Below are 14,909 nucleotides of genomic sequence, written 5' to 3'. Positions count from 1 at the left end.
ATAGCAATGTATCATAGTTTTATTAATCATCAAATTTCAAAGTAGCTAATATTATATAAAGAATTTGATTTTAATTTTAAAGAATATTTTAAATAAGACAATGAGTTTTAAATACACAAATTATTTATATTTTTTACCATTGATATTTCATATCTAAGAAATAAGCATCTGTATCTATGTTTAGTATATCAATTAACATATTAACGCATGAAGCATTTATATTATCAAGACCAAGTTTAAAAGTATTATCATCTAAATAAAATATATCTAAATGATGTAAAGGATGCCTATTTATATTTCCTTTTTCTTTTGCTTTTCTGTAATTTTCCACATCGCAGTCATATCTAAGATATCCGTCTTCAATAACCAACAAATATTTTAGGATTTTTATTGAATTTCCAATAATTTTAGCTGTAATTACATCGTCTTTAAATGAACATTCATATTTTTTGTCTTCTATATTATCCATAACAATCTCAAAAAATTCTTTATTTTTTATATTTCCTTCATCATCAATTTCTATCAGTGATAAAATAGTAGCAATTATAACATGATCTACTAGTATGTCATTCCAAAACAACTCAAAGTTCTTTTCCACTTTTTTAATAGAGAAAGGAAAATTTATAGAGAAAATTTTATTCTCATAGTTGTAAAAAACTCTCTGCATTTTCCTACCTGTTACCACTGTTATATTACTTTTTTCACTATCGCAACCATTTGAATTCAAGATTATTTCTAACGTATAAACCAAAACCTTAAGAATATCAATTTTGTCTCTTATTGGTTTTTTAAAAAAATCTTTATAGGAATAAAAGTGATATTTTTCCATGGCAATCACCTTAATCCCATATATCTTCAAGTTTAGCAATTATTTCTCTAAGTTCAGATTTATTTGATGGAAGACTGCCTTTACGCTTAATTATAAGCTTTTTTATTGCCTTCCTTTCTTCATTTTCAATGTGAAATTCATCACAAACTTCTTCAAATATTTCATCAGGCGATTTTTTAGCATGGATTTGCAATCTCTTAATCTCTTCTTTTTCCTCTGTGGTTGGCTCTTTGGTCACTATACAATATTCTTCCATTACTTTTTTTAAACCGCCCAAAATGGTTTTTAATTTTTCTTCGCTATCCTTTGTTATTAAAAAAGACTTTAAAAAAGATCGAGACAACATAGTATATAAACTGTTCCTATACCTTAAATCATCTTTTATTTCTTTTGTTACACATATAGAAAAACTAAATTCAAGTCCTTTTGCATTATTTATATTACTTAAAAAAACAGCATCTTTTTTATTCTTTTTAGAAATATACGCTCTATTGCTTTCCCATCCAAACTCACTATAAATTTTACCTTCTAATTTTGACATCATATCATATATGTCTTTATCATTATCTAAAAATATAACACAAATGTCCCCTGGTTCTATATCAGAATATTGTTTTCTGCAATCTTTTATTATGCTAATAATATCCTCAATCAAATCTTTGCTATCACAGCAAATTTTAACACTGTCTTTAATATTATCAAGCTCCTCATCATCAAATCTTTTTATTGGCTCTCTTCTCAAAATTACTTCCTCATTTTTTCTCTCAACTGTATAGCCACAAAACTCCCATTCTTTATCTTCTAACCAGTTTAGTTTCTTTTCTTCAAACAGTCCCATACCCAAAGCATGAGCAAACATCAAGGTTTTCGGATCAGTTCTATAACACCTTTTTAAAACAAAATCTGCTTCAACTATTGTATTGATGTCTTCTTTTTTGAAAATATCCTGAAAAATATCACCTACAACAAATACTTTCTCTTTAGTTACTAATTTACATAACTCAATAAAACTATCAGAAAAGTCCTGTCCTTCATCTATGAAAATATAATCAAAAGCGTACTCTTCAACCCCAAAATTCTTTAAATCTTCAATTGCCCTTTTGCATGTTAAATCAAAACTTTCAAACTGGTAAAAAGGATAAAATGGAATCCCATAAAAATGCGTTATATAACTATATAAACCAGAAAAAGGATTTGTCTCTGTACCCCATGCACGGGCAACAAACAAATCTTCTTGTTTGATTTGCTTCGTAACTTTTGCCAAATTAAAAAAATTTATTAATCTTTCTTTTAAAGTATTTGCCAAAACTTTGTTATGACAAGTTAATGCGATTTTAATATTATCACTCGACAAATATAAATTTTTTATTTTGTGAAACAACAACTCTGTTTTACCGGTTCCTGATAAACCTTGAACTTTTATAACTTTTTTATTTGGTTCGTAATAGATAAATCTTGTCTGGTCTAAATCAAATAAGACTATCCTTTGTTTAACTTTCTCTAATACAGATAGTGGAACTAATTTGGTTATGATATTTGGATTATTAGCTACTCCTATAAGAAGCGAAACTATAATTTGAGATTTTCTTTTAGCTTCTATATTATCTCTAAAATCAATTTCAATTAAAAATTCGTCATAATTTTTCCCTTGTGCATATTCTAACAATTTTTTTAATTGAAATGTCGCTATTAATCCATTCTGTTCCCAATTTTTGGGTCTTCCAATAAGATTCTTAAATCCAAGCACACCCGCCATTTCACTAATATCATCTAAAATTTCATCTTTATAATCTTCAATATCATTGTCATTATCTAAACAATCAACGAAAATAATCTTTTTTCCAGGAATCAATATCATATATGAGTTTTCATTACTATATTCCCTTTGTGAATATGGAGAGGGAAGTGGTTTTTCAATAAGGTAGATTTCTGTTACAAGCCTATTTTTTATTTCCGAAATAAAAGAAAATAATTTATCATTCTTTTTGTTTTCAGAAACTTCAATGAAAAAATTATTGTTATTATTCATCATAATTCCCCCAGAAGAATAAAGTAAAAAATTAATATTATTATGATTATAATATTTGCTGAAATTATATTCAACTTTAATTCAAAAAATGTTCTTTATGTATTTTCCAGGTAACATATTAAATTAAACTAGAATCAAAAAAGTTTCTATCTGAATATTTTTCTCTATACTTTCTTATTTTTAAAGAAATAAAATAATCAATTTCAGTTAGCGTTATATTTTTAAATAGTTTTACACTTTTGTGACTTCCCAACGATATGAGAAATTTAACTATTGTATATTTTTCATTACAATAGACACTATTACTTAGCAACTATTTATAATCATTATCAAAATCTTTATTTTTGACCTAATAAAACCCAAATCGTTGTAAACATTGTTTTTGCTTTATTCCTTTAAATAAATCACTTACTGAATATCCATTTTTACCACTCTTAACTTCATAAATTACACCTATAATATTTTTTTTAAAATTAGGAATCATATCTTTTAACTTATCATGCCAGTTGTCTTTTCTTTCACCAATTTCTTCATAAACATATGGAAATCTAACAGTAATAATATCTGCATCATATGCTTGATTTTCACTTTTGTGATTTCTATCCAACACATAATTTTCTAAAACGAAAAAGCCATAGAGCTGAAAATACCATATACAAGTACTTCTGCATAATTTTCATATAATTTTCGCCATTCCTTTTGTCCTTTTATCAATACTACCATATAAGCTAAATCATCATTTTCATTCCTCTTCAATGCATTTAGCACACTCAAAATACATGCCTGATTGTGTTGTTCAATGGTTTTTGAAAATATAATTAACAATGTAATTTTCAAATACATATTCTTTATCAGCAAAAAAAGATACAAAGTAATTTTCGTATGCATGAATATAATTTTCTGTAATTTTTCTAATGAAACATCATATCTAAAGTCAAGTCCTTGCAAAAATTTTGCAAATAAATCTAAATATTTCAGACTAATGCCAGGAGAAGAAAAAAGTATATCTGCTATTTCTTTGGATAATCTCATTTGAAGTGCATAATTTATAAGCACATCTTTTAAGTTTCCTAAAAAACCATTCTTTACAAATTTAGTATATATATCAATTAGCTTTGGAATACCATTTATATTGTTGACGCTCTTTATCTTATTTAGTTTTTGCATAAAAAAGTCTAAAATCAATAATCTATCCTATATAGAATATTCTCTTGTTTTTATAAGTTGGATGCAAAATGTTCTTATATCCCACAAATATTTTTTTATGTTGTTTCTAGTTCTAAAATCTTTCACATCAATAACTTTGTTTATACTAACTGGTCGCTCAAATTGCTCTTGAATCTGAATAAAATTAATACCATTTTTGTTTATCAATACTATCATTGCTTTAACAGGACAAGATATAGTTGCTAATTTTTCAAAAACCCTGTCAACAAGGTTTATTATTCGTGGATAATAATAACAGGTTGTGGAAAAAATCTTCGACATGTTCTTCTTGAATTTTGCAAAGATTTTGCTAATCCAAAAAAGGATATCTACCATTATTTTTCATTACAAATTTGCCAAAGTTAAACTTTAAAGGGGTTGAACGATTTCTTTTTATATATTTTTCAAAATCAGCTTTGAGAAAAGAGTTTTTGGCTTATTTATACTTTTTGTAAATTCCCTCATCTATTGATACTCTTCAACCAATACAACAATTATCTTGGCATGATGAGCCTATGAATTTGAATTTTTTCATGTGTTTTGGCATTATTACATCAATAAGCACATAATTTTCAACTTCTTAAATATTTTCTTTATTAAGTTCATCATCTTCTTTCCCATCTTTAAACCATTTTAATAAAGGTTTTTTGTAAGCTTTTCTTCCTGTATAAAATTCGATGAATACTCCATAAGCATATTGAAATTCTCCATTTTGATTTGTAAATTGTTGCAATTTGTAGTAATCATAAATAATATCATCATAATCCGAATTCATTTTCTTTATTTCTATAACTAATAAATTATAGTTGTTATTTCCTCTTTTGTGAATAATTATGTCTGGATAAACATTAACTTCCTGCAAAAACTCTAAAACTTCTTCTTTTAAATTTTGATGATACATCATCAAACATTTTAACTTATCAAATGCTTTTCTTTTTAAATCTTCAATAACCCAAATCTTTTTCCTACCAGTTGCATGATCTTTATTACCATTATACTCACAATCAACATTAAAACAAAAACCAAATAATGTTTCAAGGTAAATTGCTAATCTATGAGCTATTGTTCTTTCATGTAAATTTTCCACAATTAAATGTTTATCATATATGAATAATAATTCTAAAGCATATTCTAAATATAATTTAATTAAACTTGGTTCATTCTTAAAAATACCCATAAAAAGATCAATACAATTTTCTTCCACTCTTCATCATCCTTTGTTAGAAAGTTTTATATACTAAAAGAGCCAGGAAGTATTCCTTCCTGACTCTACATTTTTTGCTACAAAATCTTTTTACCTTAATAATTGTAATACTGCCTGAGGTGCTTGGTTAGCTTGAGCTAACATTGCAGTTGCAGCTTGCATTAAGATGTTGTTCTTTGTATAGTTCATCATTTCTTTTGCCATATCAACATCCCTAATACGTGATTCAGCTGATGTTAAGTTTTCAGCTGATGTACTAAGATTTGTAATAGTATGTTCTAATCTATTTTGATAAGCACCAAGTTTTGCTCTTTCCTTAGACACTGTTTCAAGTGCTTTATCTATAGCTGTTACGCTACCACCAGCAAGTGTATTATTTGATACATTTACTCCTTTAATTTCAAATGTATCACCATCTGTTAGACCTGCTGTTTTTTCAAATACTGTATTAAGATCTATTGATGTTCCATCAAGTAAATCAATTTGAGTTGTAGTAGTAGTATTTACAGTACCTATCTTATAACCATCTTTTAATACATCACTTCCTGATACTGTATAAGTGCCTGCTGCTAACTTATCGTTTGTTTGTCCTGATGCTACTACTTTTTCCATAGTGAAAGTATCACCATTATTTGAAACTTTAATAATTGCACCTGCTGTTATATTTTCATTTGTAAACGAAACTGTAGTTGAACCATCAGCAAGAGTAATATCCTTACCAGATATTGTTCCAACTTGTTTACCAGCAGAATCAAGAAGTTTAGCTCCTGCAGAATCTACTGTATATGTCCCATCTTTAATAAGTGCCCCCGCTGCTGCACTTGTTTTTGTTTCTACTTCTATTGAACTAGCAAGCCCTAGAGCTGCAGAATTCATTTTGCTGATATCAAGTGTTAATGTTTGGTTTTCATTTGCACCAATTTGAAATTTACCACTAAATGTTCCATCTAATAATTTCTGTGTATTGAATTCAGTTGTATTTGAAATTCTGTCAAGTTCTTGTACTAATTGATTAATTTCGTCATTTATTGCAGTTCTATCTTGATCAACGTTTGTATCATTAGCTGCTTGAACTGCAAGTTCTCTCATTCTTTGAAGTATTGAATGTGCTTCATTTAATCCTCCTTCAGCTGTTTGAATAAGAGAAATACCATCTTGAGCATTTCTTGAGGCTTGGTCAAGACCTCTTATTTGTGCTCTCATCTTTTCTGATATTGCCAAACCTGCTGCGTCGTCGCCTGCTCTGTTGATTCTTAGCCCTGATGACAATTTTTCAAGTGATTTTGATAAGTTTGAGTTATTGATTGTAAGTCTGTTGTAAGTGTTTAAAGCTTGAATGTTGTTATTAATACGCATTTAAAAACACCCTCCCTGAAATTAATTTTTAGCTTCACGTCCCTATGAAGCTTTATTTTGTTTTCAATAAGATTATCGGTAGAATATTTTTTTGAGTTTAGGGGTTAAGGAAAAAATTTTTTTAAATTTAGCTAATTAATTTTTCAAGATTCATTGCTAATTGTGTATCTGTAATATCTTGAAATTCAACCTTTTTAAATAGTTTTATTTCATCTTCTAAGTTTATAATCCTAACTATTTCTTTTACCCTGATTTTTATTGGGAGCAGTTTGCTGTAAGGGTTGATTTTGAGAGCTTTTTCTATCCACTCAATGTCTTTTTCTATAAATTCAAGCATTGGGTAACAGTTTAGATTTTTCAAAGAAGCAATAACTTCTTTGTAATTGCTTTTATTAAACTGCACAAAAAACGGGTTAACAGCTTCAATGCCCTTTAAATTCAACATCCTCATCAATAACTTTATAAAAAATTCCCTTTGTGTTGAACCTAAATGAAAGACATATACCATATTATCTTCTGTAATGTAATGAAAAACATGATCTTCTAAATTCAAATATGACCTTATTGCATATGGCTGCATGTTAAAAAATACAGTTTCATATGGTACATAACTCAAAACACCGCTATCAAACCTCTCAGATGAATTTTTAACAATTATACTATTTTTTCGAACATCTATTATCTCTTTGCTTTCACCTGTTATTTTAATCTTTTTATTCTGAAAATCTTGAATATTTATTGCTAAAACCTTGTTCTTTTCAAAATCATAAATTGACATTCCACTTGCAAATCTGATGGTTGAATGAATTTGCCCATTCGAAAACTTATCAAGCCAATCCTTGTTTACTGTTAGTCTGCCATCGTCTGCTTCTACAAGCTGACCGCTTAAAATTAGATTATCTATAATATCATTCTCAACTGATAAATCTTCAAAATGATATTTTAAACAAGATTCAACTACGCTTTTTAATGCATTTTTGCTTCGTTTCAAATCTTTTGACTGAAATATGTATGAGATTATCTGCTGAATAATAACATGAAAAATATCACCAGATGCTGTATTGAAAAGAATTCCATTTTGTGCACAAAAAAGCATAGCTCTTTGAATTAACCTTTGAGCATCACTTTCAGCACATAAAAGTATATCTATTTTTTCGTTTTTCCTGTTTCCACGACCAATTCTTTGAAGAAAGCTGTTAATGTCAAGCGGTGGTTCTTCCAAAACAACCAGATCGATTGAACCAATATCTATTCCTATTTCAAAGGTAGAAGATGAAACTGCTATAACCCTTTCTTGTCTTTTTAAAATTTCTTCTGTTTCTTCTCTTTCAGGCCTTGTCAAACTTCCATGATGAGATACAATTTGGTAGTTTGAATTTCTTAAAATGTTTCTGAGTTCTGCTGCTAGAGCATCAACTCTGTTTCTTGAATTAGAAAAAATCAGTATCTTTTTAAACCTGTTTTGAAAATCAGCACTGCAAAAATACTTATATATTACCTCATCAATCGAAACAATTTCATCTGAAATTAGATTTATCTCTCTTTTTCCTTCAGCTTTTACTATCTCGCCATTAGGAATATAATACTTCAATATCTTCTCAGTGTCTTTCATTGTAGCACTCATTGCAGCAATCTGAATCTTTTCATCATCACACCATTTTTCTTTAAATGCCTGAGTTTTTAGCCTTCTCAATCTTTCAATCAGCCACCTTACCTGTTCACCTCTTGAGCTACCATACAAAAGGTGCACCTCATCTAAAATAACTGCATAAACACAAGATAAAATATGCCCAAAGCCATTTTTAAGTCTTCCTCTACACATCATACTGTCAAATGACTCTGGTGTTGTAATTAGTATATTTGGAATGGTTTTAAATTCTGATTGATAATCTCCTGTTTTTCTTAATATCTCAATACCATAGTATACAAGCCGTGAATAAAGCCTTTCATAGATATCGTTAACCAGTGCTCTTGTTGGGCATATATATAAAATTGTCCAAACCTTGAATCTTGACTTTAAAGTCTCAATTAAAGGTGCACATGCCGCTTCTGTTTTACCGCTCGCAGTAGGTGAGCATATTAAAATATCCTTCCCCTCAAGTATTTTGGGAATTGCCCTTCTTTGAACATCTTTTAGCCTACCGTAGCTTCCAAAAAACATATCCCATGTTGAGGAAAGCTGATTTTTTATAGCAAGATCTTCTAAATAACTATTATCCATCTTGCTTATCACCTACTTTTGCCTGGGGGACCATACTGCAAATCCAAAAGTGTCAAATACCATTTTATAATCGAACGAATTTGCCTGCTCTCACTGTTAGGAACCTTACTTTCTATGAGCTTTGTAAGAGTTTCCCCTGTGTTTAAACTAAATTCAGACCACAATTGATAAGTTTCACAGTAAAGAACATGTAGCTTTTTCAGAAGTTCTATCTTATGATGCTCACTCCACCTTGTCACCTCAAACATATTTTCAGGTGTTTTGGAAATATATCTTGTGATGTCTGGATCACCCTTTTCACCACCCTGGTTTATTGCTGAAAAGATTATACAAAGTGGAGCTTTTGGAATATTCAATTTACCCATCAGATATTGTCCGATTATCTGCAGCATATTTTGAACTAGTTTATAATTGCTGGGATTTTTTATTCTCTCAACCTCATACTCGTCAATTGTAACAACAAGCCCTTTATAACCAGCTGCAGCTACTAAAGTGGCAATTTCTGCTAAAGCCTCAATAAAATCCAAATATCTTTCATCTACTTTTCTGCTAATAAGAGTTTTTAGTTTTAAATTTGAATGACCTGAATATCTCAAAGCTTCTGAAAGTATTTTATTCACATCAGTTGCACTTACCTCATCAGAGCATGAAAAAAGTGATTCTATAAAATAAGAATACTCATCCACTAAACCAAGCTCTGCCAAAGCTGATATAACATGCAGGTATTTTTCGATTGTTTCAAATCTTTTTAGTTTATCAAAGCTGCTATTTTTCAGCATCAAAGCCTTTAAAAAAAGACTTACTATTGGATAGTCAGAATATATGTCATTGTCATTAACACTCAAAAACAGCATGTTCAAAAGTTTTGTTGGATTAGAAAGACTCACACCTTCACCATCAACTTCCACTTTTAAAGTAAAAAACCCTTCTTTTCTTGCTATATATCTCATAACAGATAAGGTATGACTTTTCCCACAGCCATATTCACCACATACTTGAAATCCAACAGGCATAAAAGCTTCACATTTTCTTAATATCTTATCTGTAACATCTTTTATCTTTTCAAAGCCTATTGTAAGCTGGTCTATGTAATACTCTGGCACCAATCCAAATCTGAGCGATTCAATAATCCTCAATTTTTTAAATGCGATATCGTCTTTCACCATGTCCTTTATACCTCATCTTCATATATGTTTTGTGTATTTATTTCTAAAATGTTACTATTACACTCTCTACCTTCAAGAACTCCCAATAAACATGTGCAAACAGCCTTTGTTATTTCACGCTTGTTTGAGCTTGAAACACCTCTTCTTATAATTTCACCTGATATCTCATCAGCCTTTTTTAGTAGCTCATTTTTTGAAATGCTAATCTGGTCTTTGAAAGTATCATAAAATACATCTGAAATCTTCATAGCTATCTTCTTTGATAAGTCAATCGAGTCAAGCCTTGTAAGATCAATAACTGGAGCCAAAATATTTCCACTGAAAAAATCTTTGTCATATGGGCTTGAAAGCCTTTGCTGCAAAGCTGGGTATTTATTCATTTCCTCATAAACATCGTTTGTCATAGCATATATAATTAAAGCAGATGCATCTTTTAAATTAACAACTGCATCCAATAAAGAGCGTAATGTTGCAAAAATCTTAGCAAGTTTTTTTCTGTCCACATTAAAGCTCTGCTCGGCTTCATCAAAGCCAACAATTATTCCTCTATAACCGATATAATAAACAAACTGAAAAAGAGAAAAAAGCATATCCTCTGCTCGCTTATTTTGTGCTGATTTTGTCACTTTTGGTATACCTAATTCTTTACATAGCTTATTGTCTGAGATATTACCTAATAAATAATCACAGCACAAATCAAAGGTTGAAATATCATTATTAATATAAGAAATCAATGCTAATTTTAGCACCTTTCCAAATTCCCTTGATTTAAATCTGCTATCATTAATATCTTTTGAAAATCTTTCTTTTAAATACTGAGGATTTTTAGTATCATTTATCATACTGTTCAGTGTATATCTTAAAAACTCACTTAAACCCTCATTTTTCTGTAAAGGTGCTTTTATATTTCGCACAACTTCACTGTATATCAGAAGCTTATCAGAAAAATCTATATCCCTATTCAAAGCAGTTTCAGAAGTAACACAATTTTCATCCCTTGCTATTTCCATTAAATGCCGCAAAAAATGTGTCTTGCCAGAACCATATGGCCCTACAACAAACTTCTGCGAGCAAATGTTTCGACCAAACTGCTCATAAAAATATTTTTGTTTAATGGCTTCAAAAAAATTTTCATATCCAACACCAATAAACTTACACCCTTCAGCTGGTGCCGTTCCGTGTTGTGCCATGGTATATAATGCTCTTAAAAATAAGTCCTTGTCCAATTTATCTCATCCTTTCCAATATCATAGTAGCAATAGTCTTTGCCAGTTCTCGTTTATAGCCCGAGCTTATATTCCTTTTCAGCACCATACTACATGTATCTATGACTTGTTTTTTAAAATCATCATTTAAGATGCCAAAATTTTTAGCCATTCTCAAATAAGCCTCAACCATTCTAACCATAAAAATCTGTTGGTTGTCTCTCATTGTATTAACAGAGTCAACCTTTTGAAATGGAATACGCCAACCAATCGATTTATTTTCACCTTTAACTATTTGCAAACGCTGAGCTAAAGCCTCATACCTACTTGCAACCTGTGATATAAAATCAGGTAAAACCGAAAATATTATCAAAACCCCTTCCAAAGCACCATTTGAACATCCATCTATTAATCGTCGCATAAGATTTGCTGCAAGCTGATTATGCCTTGAAATTCTCTCTCCAAAACCAGAAAGAGTTCTCTCATTTTCATCAAACAACAATACAACCCCTTTAAAACCTAAAATATGTAAAGATGATAAAGCTGTTTTTAAAATATTCTCTGCATTAGACTTGCTCAAACTTGCCCTTATGTTATTAATTCCTATTCTTTTAAAGGTTTGAACATTGACTTTTCGACCAACCAGATACTCTTTTACAACTTCCCATGCCTCACTATTCAAATTCTTTTTATTAAGAGCAAGCAAAATGGCATTTTTAAAACTTGTAGAGGGCAATTTTGCTGACTTTAAAATCTCTTTTTGTTTCTCATTTACAAGTTTTTCTCCTGCAAAAGCTAAAATCTCCGGCAGTGATTTGTATGTTATTCCTTCATGCCTGTATTCGACATTTTCTAAGATGTACTCAACCACCAGTTTCCAATCAGTCAACGAAATAGCACTGTCTAGAGTTGTAAATGCAACCAGCATACCTTTTGATAAAGCTTTTTTGTAAATGAGATTTAAAAGATGAGTTTTTCCAGCACCATAAGCACCTTCAATAAATTTACATGTTGCTCCACCTTTTGCTATAAGATTTTCAATCACTTCGTTTTCCAAATAGTTCATATAATCCTGATCCCCAACATCAATCAAATCTGCAATCTCAACATCATCTGTCCCATTCTGAGCAATTTTCTCAAGTGAAGATATAATACTATCCTTGCTTATCACTTGCATTTTTTAAACACCTTCTTTTACTTCATAAACATAACACATTATCTTGTAATCATCATCAGGATTAAGTCCGTTTACATACATCCCTTTTCCCTGCATTGTTTCTTGCATACTGCCAGTTTGCAAGGCAATCCGTTTGTTTTTGGGTACCTCATTCCATATGCTCCTGTATATATCTAAATTATACAAAAAAGCCCATTTGGGAAACTCTATATACTTTGTTATCTTAGCATCAGGTTTGTTTTTCTCCAAATATCTTCTTAGCTGAATTAATCTTACTTCTGTATAAAAATCCAAAATGCTCATAATATCCTTTCCATTCTTAAACCTTGCATATTGATATGCATCCCAGAATATATCTACAAGATCATTCTTAGGCATCAGGTATTGAATTAGTAATTTTTCCGCCTCTTCTATCAAAGATTTAATATCTTCTTTAGAACTAACCCTCGTCCAATCAATGATTGTTTGGTTATTGTATGAAATGCTAACAGCCGAATATTGAGGTTTTGTCTTTAAATGAATGCTTTTTATTCTCCAACCATCACTACATTCTCTTAAGTGAACACCTTTTTCTTTTAGCTCCATTATTAGTTCAGATTCAATTAATTTAAAATTATCAGCCATCGTTTCCTTTTCTTTAGCAATTACATCCTTTGCTCTGGTTATGATGTCATTCAGCGTTTCAAATACACTATTAAGATTCGAAGTATTGCTTACAAATTTTTCTAATTTTTCTAAAACATCTTTGTCATTTGGCTTTATCTCTGTTATTTTATTGAATATCTTTAAACCCTCTTTGAGCTCTTTTATAATATTTTCAAGTTTTGATGATTGCTTCATATAAATACGCCTCCCTCATCTTTGGTGATTTTTACAAAATTAATTGCTTTTAATTTATTTATACCACCTTGGTTTCACTTTAACAAGATAAAAGCAATTTTTGATAGAACTTTTTTAAATATAAAAAGCTATCAGCAAAAATAATCACTGATAGCCTACAAAAAGCATATTTTTAAATCATCTTCTACCCATCAAATACATAAACGCAAAAGCAGGGATTTTTATTATTGGAACTTTAGTTGATATTTGAACCTTCCCATAATCTTCAGCTCTTTTTGTGATAAGTACTGCTGAGATTACATCCTTTTCTTTTTGGCTCATCTCTACAATTGCATCACTCTCAGGAAGTGTGCTATCTTCTCTAAATTTTACTTCGATTAAAGCCTTGCCATTTGGAAACTCAACAACAATATCAATTTCCTTTTGTTTATCAGTGGACTTTCTAAAATAACCTACCTTCGCATTTGTTTGATTATAAAAATTGTATACATGCTTAAAAATTGCTGTTTCAACTGTAATTCCAAGTTCTTTACTATCTGTAAAAAGCTCTTCCATCATTAAGACTGCATTTCTAATGGCTGGATCTGATATATATATTTTTGGTTTTGCTTTTAAAATCTTTTTGCCACCCAATTCAATTGGGAAGCTTCTATAAATCAAATTTGCATTTTCAAGCAAGTGAATATAATTTTCTACTGTGGTTATTGATACATTTTCAATCTGCTTGCTGATGGTTGAAATATTGATTACACTTGAAGAATTAAAACAAAGATACAAAAAAACTATTTCCAAAGATGTTTGCATTTTTAGCTTATTAATATAAACTGTACTTTATATTTTTTGTAATATACCCTGCATTCTAAGGATAAATGAAGCAGTCGATAGACTCATAAAATCAAAAAGGCAGGTTTTTAGAATCAATATCCCATAAAACCTGCCTTTATAATCTCATCCCTCATCATCTTTGATAAGCCCTTTCAAATCCTTAATCTTCATAAGCCTCTCTTTACCCTGCAGTGCCTCAACATTTTCGCTTTTTACCTCTTGAATTAGCTCATACCTCAAAACTTTTACATTCTTTGGTGCCTCAATGCCAATACGAACTATATCTTTTTCAATACTGATAACTTTAACTATTATATCATCAGCAATTAAAACCTGCTCACCAGCTTTTCTCGTTAACACAAGCATGCTTTTTTACCTCATTTCTCATAAGTTGAATTCTGAAATAGATAAAACCTTATGCGGTATCTCTCATCATCTAATACAACTTGCATGCCTTTTTTCTTATTTACGTTTATAATAATTGGAGCTCTTAGATTTATACGTGTTTCTTTTATGTTCTCTGGTATTACTGCTATTGAGAAGACTACAACATCTTCAATACTTTCTATTTCTAATTTACTTATAACCTCATCTGGTATATCAAATTCATAGTTTTGAACAACTTCGAATGGATTAATGATAACAAATGCAATATCCTTATCATCAAGTGATTGTAGCCATTTAAATGGGCTATCTTTTTCCTCAACTATAATAAACTTTTTTAGATTTTCAAAAGCTGGTATACCATCTTCAAATACAATTATATTCTCTTCTGTAACCTCAAGCTCTCCAAATACTCTTGTTTGTAAAACTGATTTTTGAATTAACATAACCTATTACTCCTTAATACA

The 14,909-nt window shown here is 29.9% G+C and carries 14 protein-coding genes and 1 pseudogene; all 15 read right to left on the bottom strand.

Annotation, left to right across the window (positions count from 1 at the left end):
• Positions 1-133 precede the first annotated feature (133 nt).
• The 15 genes and pseudogenes from ACAG39_08280 to fliW all read right to left on the bottom strand — a co-directional run bounded on the left by ACAG39_08280 (position 134) and on the right by fliW (position 14,888).
• Positions 134-829, bottom strand: a complete 696-nt coding sequence (locus tag ACAG39_08280; protein MEZ0537235.1) for a hypothetical protein — start codon at positions 827-829, stop codon at positions 134-136.
• Positions 830-839: 10 nt separating this feature from the next.
• Positions 840-2,858 carry a DEAD/DEAH box helicase gene (locus ACAG39_08275; GenBank protein MEZ0537234.1) on the bottom strand — a complete coding sequence of 673 codons (2,019 nt, stop codon included), beginning with the start codon at positions 2,856-2,858 and terminating at the stop codon, positions 840-842.
• A 349-nt stretch (positions 2,859-3,207) separates the two neighbouring features.
• A complete protein-coding gene (locus tag ACAG39_08270) occupies positions 3,208-3,465 on the bottom strand; it encodes a hypothetical protein (GenBank protein ID MEZ0537233.1) in 258 nt (85 codons plus the stop codon).
• An 11-nt stretch (positions 3,466-3,476) separates the two neighbouring features.
• On the bottom strand, positions 3,477-4,043 hold the full coding sequence (locus ACAG39_08265) for a hypothetical protein (protein MEZ0537232.1): 567 nt from the start codon (positions 4,041-4,043) through the stop codon (positions 3,477-3,479).
• Positions 4,044-4,052: 9 nt separating this feature from the next.
• Positions 4,053-4,346: a hypothetical protein gene (locus ACAG39_08260; protein MEZ0537231.1), complete on the bottom strand. Its 294-nt coding sequence runs from the start codon at positions 4,344-4,346 to the stop codon at positions 4,053-4,055.
• 298 nt (positions 4,347-4,644) lie between these two features.
• A complete protein-coding gene (locus tag ACAG39_08255; protein ID MEZ0537230.1) occupies positions 4,645-5,268 on the bottom strand; it encodes a hypothetical protein in 624 nt (207 codons plus the stop codon).
• Between the two features lie 90 nt (positions 5,269-5,358).
• Positions 5,359-6,624 carry a flagellin gene (locus ACAG39_08250; protein MEZ0537229.1) on the bottom strand — a complete coding sequence of 422 codons (1,266 nt, stop codon included), beginning with the start codon at positions 6,622-6,624 and terminating at the stop codon, positions 5,359-5,361.
• Positions 6,625-6,751: 127 nt separating this feature from the next.
• On the bottom strand, positions 6,752-8,845 hold the full coding sequence (locus ACAG39_08245; protein MEZ0537228.1) for a DEAD/DEAH box helicase: 2,094 nt from the start codon (positions 8,843-8,845) through the stop codon (positions 6,752-6,754).
• Between the two features lie 8 nt (positions 8,846-8,853).
• Positions 8,854-10,011 (bottom strand): BREX system ATP-binding domain-containing protein, encoded by a 1,158-nt coding sequence (locus ACAG39_08240; GenBank protein ID MEZ0537227.1) that lies wholly within the window; start codon positions 10,009-10,011, stop codon positions 8,854-8,856.
• Positions 10,012-10,016: 5 nt separating this feature from the next.
• Positions 10,017-11,237: a BREX system ATP-binding domain-containing protein gene (locus ACAG39_08235; protein ID MEZ0537226.1), complete on the bottom strand. Its 1,221-nt coding sequence runs from the start codon at positions 11,235-11,237 to the stop codon at positions 10,017-10,019.
• A gap of 1 nt (position 11,238) precedes the next feature.
• Positions 11,239-12,393, bottom strand: coding sequence for a BREX system ATP-binding domain-containing protein (locus tag ACAG39_08230; protein MEZ0537225.1), 1,155 nt, complete (start codon positions 12,391-12,393; stop codon positions 11,239-11,241).
• Between the two features lie 3 nt (positions 12,394-12,396).
• Positions 12,397-13,233 (bottom strand): hypothetical protein, encoded by an 837-nt coding sequence (locus ACAG39_08225; GenBank protein MEZ0537224.1) that lies wholly within the window; start codon positions 13,231-13,233, stop codon positions 12,397-12,399.
• 177 nt (positions 13,234-13,410) lie between these two features.
• Positions 13,411-14,025, bottom strand: a pseudogene (locus ACAG39_08220) (DUF4143 domain-containing protein).
• A 156-nt stretch (positions 14,026-14,181) separates the two neighbouring features.
• A complete protein-coding gene (gene csrA, locus ACAG39_08215; protein MEZ0537223.1) occupies positions 14,182-14,424 on the bottom strand; it encodes a carbon storage regulator CsrA in 243 nt (80 codons plus the stop codon).
• A gap of 11 nt (positions 14,425-14,435) precedes the next feature.
• On the bottom strand, positions 14,436-14,888 hold the full coding sequence (gene fliW / locus ACAG39_08210) for a flagellar assembly protein FliW (protein ID MEZ0537222.1): 453 nt from the start codon (positions 14,886-14,888) through the stop codon (positions 14,436-14,438).
• Positions 14,889-14,909 lie beyond the last annotated feature (21 nt).

The sequence above is a fragment of the Caldicellulosiruptoraceae bacterium PP1 genome (genome assembly GCA_041320695.1).
In the GTDB taxonomy this organism is placed as follows: domain Bacteria; phylum Bacillota; class Thermoanaerobacteria; order Caldicellulosiruptorales; family Caldicellulosiruptoraceae; genus JBGGOQ01.
The sequence above is the reverse complement of the archived record's forward strand: the minus strand, read 5'-3'. Positions and strand labels throughout refer to the sequence as shown.